The organism is Streptomyces rectiviolaceus (genome assembly GCF_039533825.1).
In the GTDB taxonomy this organism is placed as follows: domain Bacteria; phylum Actinomycetota; class Actinomycetes; order Streptomycetales; family Streptomycetaceae; genus Streptomyces; species Streptomyces rectiviolaceus.
This window is the reverse complement of record NZ_BAAAUG010000196.1, coordinates 1-8,526: the sequence shown is the minus strand read 5'-3', so window position 1 is coordinate 8,526 and position 8,526 is coordinate 1. Positions and strand designations below refer to the sequence as shown.

Sequence of the window (8,526 nt, the reverse complement as noted above, 5' to 3'; positions counted from 1 at the left end):
CGCCGGGCCGGCGTGCAGCGTGCCGCCGGCCAGGCGCACCCGTTCGTCGAGGCCGACCAGGCCGCTGCCGCCGGATGCCACCCCGGGCAGTCGCCCGGCAGTGGCCGGGCCGTTCACCACCGTCAGGCGCAGGGTGTCGCCGTCCCGCGCGAGGCGGACACGGACCGGAGCGCCGGGCGCGTGCTTGGCCGCGTTCGTCAGGGACTCCTGGAGTACGCGGTGCACGGCGAGTGCGACCATCGGCGGCAGGTCCTGCGTGGCCCCCGACCGTTCGAGCGTGACCTCGACCCCGGAGGCCCGCGCGCGCTCGACCACGGCGTCCGCGCTCTCCTCCGACGGCGCCCTCGGCGGCACTTCGTCGTCGGCCCGCAGCACGCCGATGATCTCCCGCAGCCGCTCGGTCGCCGCACCCGCCGCCTCGCGCAGCTCGCCGACGGCCGCCTGCCGGCGTGCGTCGAGGGTGGGATCGACCTCCAGCACGCCCGCCTGGACGGCGATGAGCGTCAGGTCGTGGCCGAGCGAGTCGTGCATGTCGCCCGCGATCCTGGCCCGTTCGCGGATGCGGGTGCGGTCCGCGACGGCCTGCTGTTCCTCCTCCATGCGCTCGGCGAGCCGCCAGCCGGTGGCCATCAGATCGGTGTACTGACGGCGGTAGCGGCCGAGCAGCCAGGGCAGCACCACGCCGATCAGGAGCGTCAGGAGCATCGAGGGCCAGCCCCACAGATCGCTCGACACGACCGCGCACAGCACGAGCCCGGCCACGGCGACCGCCCCGAAGAGCCACAGCGCGGGACGGACCGCGACCGTGCGGCTGCCCGCGAGATACCCGAAGACGGCGAGCGCCGCCCAGTAGGCGGGCGTCAGCATCTCCGCGTCCGTCATCAGACTCAGCGCGACCGGCACGGCCAGCGCCACGAGCGGCCACCGCCTGCTGAACACCGCGGCGCCCCCGAGCAGCGGGACACCCACGGCCGCCACGACCGCGTCAGGTCCGTCCGGAGCGAGGGCGGCCGAGACGGGCGGTGCGCACACCACGAGCCACAGCCCGATGTCGAAGAGCCGGGGAAGCCAGCCGTGTATGCCGCGCATCCGCCAAGCATCGCCGATCAACCCTGGCCCGCGCCCCCGACGAAAGTAGGGGATCGCCCCTCCCGGGCCCTGGGGGCGCTCACTCCCCGCCGACGAGCCCCGCCTCGTACGCGAGGATCGCGGCCTGCACCCGGTTCTTGAAGCCGAGGCGGGCCAGGACCTGGCTGACGTACGCCTTCACCGTGCCCTCGACGACATGCAGCCGCCCTGCGATCTCCGCGTTCGACAGACCGGCCCCGACCAGCGCGAGCACCTCACGCTCGCGCGCCGTCAGCTCCTCGACGCGGGCCCGCGCGGTGGCCTGCTTGCCGAGCTGCCCCGCGCCGAGGTGGGAGATGACCCGCCGGGCGATCGACGGCGAGAGATACGCGCCGCCGTCGGCGACGGCCTGGACCCCGGCGATCAGCTCGCGCGGATTGCCGGACTTGAGCAGGAAACCGGCCGCGCCCGAGCCGAGCGCGCTCGCGATGTACTCGTCCTCGGAGAACGTGGTGAGCATCGCCACCGCCGTCCCGGGCGCGACCTTGTGCAGCTCGGCCGCCGCCTGGAGGCCGTCGAGCCGGGGCATCCGGATGTCGAGGAGGCAGACGTCCGGGCGGTGCCTGAGCGCGAGGTCGACCGCCTCGCGCCCGTCCGCCGCCTCGGCGACGACCTCGATGCCCTCGGCGGTGCCGAGGATCGCCCGCACCCCGGCCCGGATCATCGCCTCGTCATCGGCAAGCAGCACTCGGATCATGCAGGCACGTTACCCGGCGGCATCGGACCTTACGAAAGTGCAGGGCAGGTGCTGACCAAGGTCCCCTGTCCCCGGCCGCGCCGCTTCGTAGCGTCCCTGTCATCACCGCCGACGCGGCCGAAGACGTCGGCGCCGAGAGGGAGTTGGGGAACGATGCTCACGCTGCGGAGCCTGACCAAGAGATACGGCGAGAAGACCGCCGTCGACGAACTGTCCCTGGAGGTGGCGCCCGGGAAGATCACCGGCTTCCTCGGGCCGAACGGCGCGGGCAAGTCCACCACGATGCGCATGATCCTGGGCCTGGACCACCCCACATCGGGCACCGCCCTCATCAAGGGCAAGCGGTACGCCGACCACACGCATCCCCTGAGGGAGGTCGGCGCGCTCCTGGACGCCAAGGCCGTGCACCCCCGGCGCAGCGCGTACAAGCACCTCCTGGCCATGGCGCGCAGCCACGGCATCCCCGCACGCCGCGTCGACGAGGTCCTCGAGGCCACGGGGCTCGGTGATGTGGCGGGCAAGCGGGCGGGCTCGTTCTCGCTCGGCATGGGGCAGCGCCTCGGCATCGCGGGAGCGCTGCTCGGCGACCCGGAGGTGCTGATGCTCGACGAGCCGGTCAACGGGCTCGACCCGGACGGCGTGCTCTGGATCCGCCGCTTCCTGCGCTCGCTCGCCGCGCAGGGCAGGACGGTGTTCGTCTCCAGCCATCTGATGAGCGAGATGGAGGTCACCGCCGACCGCCTTGTCGTGATCGGCAAGGGACGGCTCATCGCGGACGCGCCGATGGAGGACATTCTCGCGCGCGGCTCCCGCAACGCGGTCCGTGTGCGCGGGCCCGAGGCCCAGGGGCTGCGCGCCCTGGCGGGACGGCTCGTGCCGGAGGCGCGCGACGTCCAGTGGGTCTCGGCGAACGAGCTGGTGGTGACGGGCCTGACGCCGGAACGCGTCGGCGATCTGGCCCACGAAGGACACGTACGACTGCATGAGCTGCGCGCCGTCGAGGCGTCACTGGAAGAGGCATACATGGAACTGACCGCGGGCAGCGTCGAGTTCGGGGAGGCCCGGCTGTGAGCACCCAGACTTCCGGGCAGCAGCAGCGCCTGGCGGGCTCGCCGCGGACGGCCGGCGGCGGCCTTCGCGGGGCCGTGGCCGCCGAGTGGACCAAGCTGTTCTCGCTCCGCTCGACGTGGTACTTCCTGCTCACGGCTGCTGCCGTGATGGGGGTGACGGCCGCGTGCGTCGGGGCGGTCACCCACGACGCGGGGGCTTCGGCCGCCGACCCCGCGACGCTCGCCACCGTCTTCGGCGTCGAGTTCGTCGTCGCCGGTCTCGCCATGCTCTGTGTCACCGGCGAGTACGCCACCGGCAGCATCACCAACACCCTCCAGTGCGTGCCGGACCGCGCACGCCTGCTGATCGCCAAGAGCCTCACGGTGGGAGCCGTCACTTTCGCCGCCGGACTCGTGCTCGCGGTGCTCGGGGTCGTGGCGGGCGCGGCGGCCATGGACGAGTCGACGTCCGACTTCGGACAGGTGGCGGGCCAGGTGTTTGCGATCGCCGTTCACCTGATGCTCATGAGTGTCCTGACCATCGGCCTCGCGGCCATCGTGCGCAGTTCAGCCGGGGCCATCACCGTGCTGTTCGTGCTGCTGCTCATCGTGCCGACGATCCTCCAATCGATTCCCCTCGACTTCCTCACGAACCTGGCGCAGTTCCTGCCCCAGGCGGTGGGCACGCAGTTCCTCACCGGTGACGCGGACCTGTACGGCCCCGCGACCGGGCTGCTGCTCCTGGCGGCCTGGACGGCCGCCTCCCTGACCCTGGCCACGGCGATCCTCGGGCGCCGCGACGCCTGAGCCCTCCTCCGTCCCCCTCCGTCCCCCCTCCGCCCACGACCGACCCTCCCCGAACGGAGACCGGAACTGTCATGCCCTCGACATCCGCCGCATCGACGCCCACCGCTCGCGTCGCGTCCACGGCTCCCGCCGCCCCCGCCATCTCCAGCTCGTACGTCACGTCCATCGCCGACTCCGATGAGCAGATCCGGGCCGCGCAGCGGCTGCGGTACCGCGTCTTCGGCGAGGAGCTGGGCGCCACGCTCCACACCTCCCTGCCCGGCCACGACGTGGACCCCTACGACGACCTCGTGGACCACCTGATCGTCACCGACACCACCACCGGCGAGGTCGTCGGCACCTATCGCCTGCTGCCGCCCGGGCGGGCCGAGCGGTCCTACTCCGACAGCGAGTTCGACCTGCGTGCGCTGGAGGGGCTGCGGTCCTCCACGATCGAGGCGGGCCGCTCCTGCGTGCACCCCGACCACCGCTCCGGCGCCGTGATCAACCTGATGTGGTCGGCGCTCGCCCGCTATGTCCTGCTCTCCGGCCACCGCTATCTGGCGGGCTGTGCCTCGGTGCCGCTGTCCGACGGGGGCAAGGCGGCGTCCAGCGCCTGGCTGCTCGGCACGTCCAGGCACGCGTCGCCGCCCGAGCTGCGGGTGCAGCCCCGGCGCCCGTGGGTGCCCACCGCGCCGCCGGTGGAGCGGCCGGCCTATGCCGACCTGCCGCCGCTCCTGAGGGGCTACCTCCGCCTCGGCGCGTGGATGTGCGGGGCGCCCACGCACGACCCCGAGTTCGACGTCGCCGACTTCTTCGTCCTCCTCGACATGGACCGGCTCGGCGACCGCTACCGCCGCTACTTCCTGGGGGAGACACAATGAGCCCCGCGGGAGCCCCGGCGGCGCTGTGCACCCCGGCCTGCGTCACAGGCTCGGCGCCGCGGGTGCCGCCGCCCGAACTGGCCCGCCGGTACGCCGCGTTGGCGTACGAGATCGGGCGGGGCGTGGCCCAGGGCGAGCGCCTCGCCGAGCCACGTGCGCTGCGGGCGAGGGCGCGGGGGATCCTGGGCGCGCTGGGCGTGCGCGTCGAGGAGCAGCCGAAGAGGCTGACGGTGAACGGCCCTTTTCCCGGCCCCTTTCCCGGCTCCCGCCCTCTTCCCGGCACCCTGATCGTGGCCAATCACATCTCCTGGCTCGATGTCGTCAGCCTGCTCGCCGTCGAGCCGGTGACGGTCCTCGCCAAGCGGGAGGTGGGCGGGTGGCCGGTCATCGGCACACTCGCCCGGCGGGCCGGTTCCCAGTTCATCGACCGCGAAGGGATACGCCAACTCCCGCATGTCGTAGCCGAGTTGGCGTCAACGCTGCGCTCGGGCCGCTCCGTCCTCGTCTTCCCGCAGGCGACGACCTGGTGTTCCGTGTCCGGCGGCCGTTTCCGCCGGGCCACCTTCCAGGCGGCGGCCGACGCGGGGGCGCCGGTTCGACCGGTGACCATCCGCTACTACCAGCACGGCACCCGCACCACCACGGCCGCCTTCCTCGGCGACGAGACCTTCGGGGCGTCGCTGCACCGGGTCGCCCGCGCCCGGGGCCTGACCGTGCGGGTCACCGCGCACGCCTCGCTGCACGGAACCGACCGCCGGGAGCTGGCCGCCGAGGCTCAAGCGGCCGTCGGTGCCCATGAGATGCCCGCTCATGTCTGAGCGCGCCCGGCTGCTCGCCCGGCTCCGGCTGATCGTCTTCAGGAGGCCCCGAGGAACCTGGCCTGCGTCACCTCACGGACGTGCGCCACGGCGTCGAACCACTCCGTGAGGGACCCGCCGGACAGATGGTGGCGGGCGTCCTCGCGCGCGTCGTAGAAGGGGCCGACGAGGCGGGTTCTGGCTGGGGCGCCGAACCAGGCGTCGACGGCGGCGGGACGCCGCGCGCGCAGGTCCAGGAAGTAGGCGGGCAGGTCGGTCGCCCCGAGTACCGCTTCGGCGAACTCCACGGGCGGAACCGGGTGGTCGGTGCCGTGGTGGAAGGTCAGCGCGACGGACGCGTAGCCGTTGCCGAAGTGCTCACGCAGGTGGCCGCCCGCGTTGCGGTGGGTCTGGGGCTCCGGGGAGGACACCGTCCGGGGGTCGCCGACGGCCGTGTGGGCGATGCCGCCCCAGTAGACGGTCTTCTGCCGGGTGCGCTCGTGCCACCGGATCGTGTCGTCGGCCAGCGCCCGCTCGATCTCCGCGAGTCCGGCACCGGGCGGCGGCGACTGCGAGGAGAGCGCGGCCAGTTGGACGGGGTCGTGCGGGTTGCGTTCGTTGTGGGCGCGCATCCAGCGCAGTACGTCGAGGATCTCCTCGGTCCGCAGGAAGGACCGGGCCTCGGAGAGCAGTGCCGCCGGATCGCCCGCCCCGGTCAGGACGTACGAGTCGAGGCCGAGCCGCGCTGGATCGTCCCCTTCGAGGACGAGGGAACGGAACCCCTGCTCCTCGACCAGGAAGCGCAGCATCCGGTGCTGGAGGACGGACAGTTCATGGGTGGCGCGGGAGCCCACGCCGAGCGCGACGATCTCGGCGCCCGCCACCGCATCGGAGAGCGGTCGCAGGTCATCCAACTCGGCATAGGGATCAAAGGTGTTGAAGGGATGGGCGTGCCGGGTCAGCCAGTCGGCTGCCGCTCCGGTGGTTGCTTCTGGTGTCCCGTTCATGGAGCCAGGCTCGATCCTGAACTTTGGTTGAGGTCAAGTGGGACGGGCGTCACGGGAACTCGAGCCCCTCCGCGGCCGACTCCTGAACAGGCGCGGGCGCGACGGTTCCGTGCCGTCGCGTTCACGAGTGTCAGGAGAGCGGCGATGAGAGATCGCCCCCGACTTCCCCTGCTCTGCGGGTTCCTCGCGCTGCTCGCGGTGATCTTCGCGGTGTCGTACGCCGTGGGGGCGGCCGTCGGACCGGACGCGCCCGGCATGCAGCGGACCGAGACGGAGACGGGGACGGGGACGGAGCAGGAGCCCGGCGAAGGCGGTGGCGGCGGTAGCGGCGGATCCCATGGAAGCGGCGGCATGGGGGACATGCACTCGGGCTCGACGCGGGAGCCGCACCGCGGTGCGCCGTGACGGAGTGCGTGGCGGCGGGTGGGCGACTCGGTCCCGTTCACGCTGCACTTCCCGCAGGGCGGCAGCCCCTAGTTCTCCCTCTCAGGCTCCCCCCAGGGGTCGGGGCGGGGGACGGTCTAGTTCCCCCGGGGCGATGTGCCGTGGCTCACACCTGCCGGGCGGATGAGCGGACGCGGTTCATTTCGCGTACCCGTCCGTGAAAGAAGTGGCGCGAATGCAAGGATGGCCCCGCCATGACTGCTGGGTGGTGTTCTCGCGCGGTACGGGCTGCGGTGTTCGCGGCCGCCTGTGTGCTGCTCGCTGCCCTGGGGCACGTCATGATGTCGGGGACCTCGGTGCCCTGGTGGACGCTGGGTGCCGGAGCCGTCGGGGTCGGCGGCACGGCGTGGATGCTGGCCGGGCGCGAGCGGGGGCTGCCGCTCGTCGTCTCCGTCGTGGTGGCCGCGCAGGCCGCGCTGCACTCGGGGTTCTCCCTGGCGCAGGCCGCCACGCAGCCTTCGGGCGGAGTGCCGCTCGTGCGGCGGTGGGCGCAGCACATGCTCTGCGCCGCGCCGACGGGTGCCGGCTCCACGGGGAAGGGCCAAGGCTCGGCCATGTCCGCGCCGATGCCCGCGTCGGGGACGACGCCCATGCCCGCCATGCCCCCGATGGAGCACATGGATCACATGGGCGGCGGCCACGACATGAGCGGCATGTCGCCGACCGGCATGCTCGCAGCCCACCTTCTCGCCGCCCTGCTCTGCGGCCTGTGGCTCGCGCACGGCGAACGCGCGGTCTTCCGTGTCGCGCGCTCCTTCGCCGGGTGGCTCGTCGCTCCGCTGCGCATGCCTCTCGCGCTGCCCACGCCCGCCCACCGTCCCCGCATCCGGCCCCATCGCCACCGTTCGGCGGGCCGGCCGCGGCAGTTGCTTCTCGCGCACGCCATCACTTCTCGGGGTCCGCCCGCCGGGACCGCTGTCGCCTGACAGCTGGTTCCCCGACGCCGTTCCCGCGCGCCACGCCGCGCGGCCCGACGGCTCGGGCATCGGCCGTACGCACTCTTGCGCGGCCGTACCCCCCTCACCGGACCCGCCGGACGCACGTATGTACCTACGGCTGTACCTACGGCGTTCCGGGTCCCGGATTCCCGAGAAGGACACCAGGTGATCATTCCTGCCCTGCCCAGCTCACCCGACGAGTCGATAACGGCCTGGGCGCTCGCCGCCCGCGCCGGTGACCCCGAAGCGGTCGAGCACTTCGTACGAGCCCTGCACCGGGACGTCCGCCGGTACGTGACGTACCTCGGCGGCGACCCACAGGCCGCCGACGACCTGACGCAGGACACGTTCCTGCGGGCCCTCGGCAGCCTGCACCGTTTCGAGGGGCGCTCGTCCGCCCGTACGTGGCTGCTCTCCATCGCCCGGCGCGCGGTGATCGACAGCCTGCGGCACGCCGCCGCCCGGCCCCGTCTGTCCGACACGGACGACTGGCAGAGCGCCGCGGAGCGGGCCCAGCCGAGGGGCCTGCCGGGCTTCGACGACGGCGTGGTCCTCGCCGACCTGCTCGCGACGCTGCCCGACGAGCGGCGTGAGGCCTTCGTCCTCACCCAGCTCCTGGGGCTGCCCTACGCGGAGGCCGCGCTGCTCACCGGCTGTCCGGTGGGCACGGTCCGCTCGCGCGTGGCGCGGGCCCGCATCGCCCTGATGGAGCGGCTGCGGGACGCCGAACGCCCCGCGCTGGTGGGCGCCGCGGCCTGACGCGCCGTACGGCCGCCCGGCAAGGACGCCGGGCGGC

Annotated in this window: 10 protein-coding genes; 7 read left to right on the top strand and 3 right to left on the bottom strand. The window is 73.2% G+C overall.

Going from position 1 to position 8,526, the window contains the following annotated elements; all coding sequences use genetic code 11:
• The coding region (locus ABD378_RS39835; protein ID WP_344529583.1) for a sensor histidine kinase at positions 1–1,089 on the bottom strand (1,089 nt) is incomplete at its 3' end.
• 79 nt (positions 1,090–1,168) lie between these two features.
• Entirely contained in the window at positions 1,169–1,825 is a 657-nt protein-coding gene (locus ABD378_RS39830; RefSeq protein WP_344529581.1) for a response regulator, read from the bottom strand.
• A gap of 153 nt (positions 1,826–1,978) precedes the next feature.
• Here ABD378_RS39830 and ABD378_RS39825 point away from each other — a divergent pair, with 153 nt between their 5' ends.
• The 4 genes from ABD378_RS39825 to ABD378_RS39810 all read left to right on the top strand — a co-directional run bounded on the left by ABD378_RS39825 (position 1,979) and on the right by ABD378_RS39810 (position 5,362).
• Positions 1,979–2,896: an ABC transporter ATP-binding protein gene (locus ABD378_RS39825; protein ID WP_344529579.1), complete on the top strand. Its 918-nt coding sequence runs from the start codon at positions 1,979–1,981 to the stop codon at positions 2,894–2,896.
• Positions 2,893–3,681: an ABC transporter permease gene (locus tag ABD378_RS39820; RefSeq protein ID WP_344529577.1), complete on the top strand. Its 789-nt coding sequence runs from the start codon at positions 2,893–2,895 to the stop codon at positions 3,679–3,681. The genes ABD378_RS39825 and ABD378_RS39820 overlap by 4 nt, the downstream gene beginning before the upstream one ends.
• 71 nt (positions 3,682–3,752) lie before the next feature.
• On the top strand, positions 3,753–4,544 hold the full coding sequence (locus tag ABD378_RS39815) for a GNAT family N-acetyltransferase (protein WP_344529575.1): 792 nt from the start codon (positions 3,753–3,755) through the stop codon (positions 4,542–4,544).
• The gene (locus ABD378_RS39810; protein WP_344529573.1) at positions 4,541–5,362 is read left to right on the top strand and encodes a lysophospholipid acyltransferase family protein; all 822 of its coding nucleotides are present in this window, start codon (positions 4,541–4,543) and stop codon (positions 5,360–5,362) included. Before ABD378_RS39815 ends, ABD378_RS39810 begins: the two co-directional genes overlap by 4 nt.
• A 38-nt stretch (positions 5,363–5,400) precedes the next feature.
• On the opposite strand, the gene ABD378_RS39805 is transcribed toward ABD378_RS39810, so the two are convergent.
• Complete coding sequence (locus tag ABD378_RS39805; protein WP_344529571.1) at positions 5,401–6,348, bottom strand: erythromycin esterase family protein; 948 nt, start codon at positions 6,346–6,348, stop codon at positions 5,401–5,403.
• Positions 6,349–6,492: 144 nt separating this feature from the next.
• On the opposite strand from ABD378_RS39805, the gene ABD378_RS39800 reads away from it, so the two are divergent.
• From ABD378_RS39800 to ABD378_RS39790, 3 genes are all read left to right on the top strand, one after another.
• Positions 6,493–6,753, top strand: coding sequence for a hypothetical protein (locus ABD378_RS39800; RefSeq protein WP_344529569.1), 261 nt, complete (start codon positions 6,493–6,495; stop codon positions 6,751–6,753).
• A 233-nt stretch (positions 6,754–6,986) separates the two neighbouring features.
• Complete coding sequence (locus ABD378_RS39795) at positions 6,987–7,718, top strand: hypothetical protein (protein ID WP_344529567.1); 732 nt, start codon at positions 6,987–6,989, stop codon at positions 7,716–7,718.
• A gap of 177 nt (positions 7,719–7,895) precedes the next feature.
• Entirely contained in the window at positions 7,896–8,489 is a 594-nt protein-coding gene (locus tag ABD378_RS39790) for a sigma-70 family RNA polymerase sigma factor (RefSeq protein ID WP_344529565.1), read from the top strand.
• The last annotated feature ends 37 nt before the right edge of the window (positions 8,490–8,526 follow it).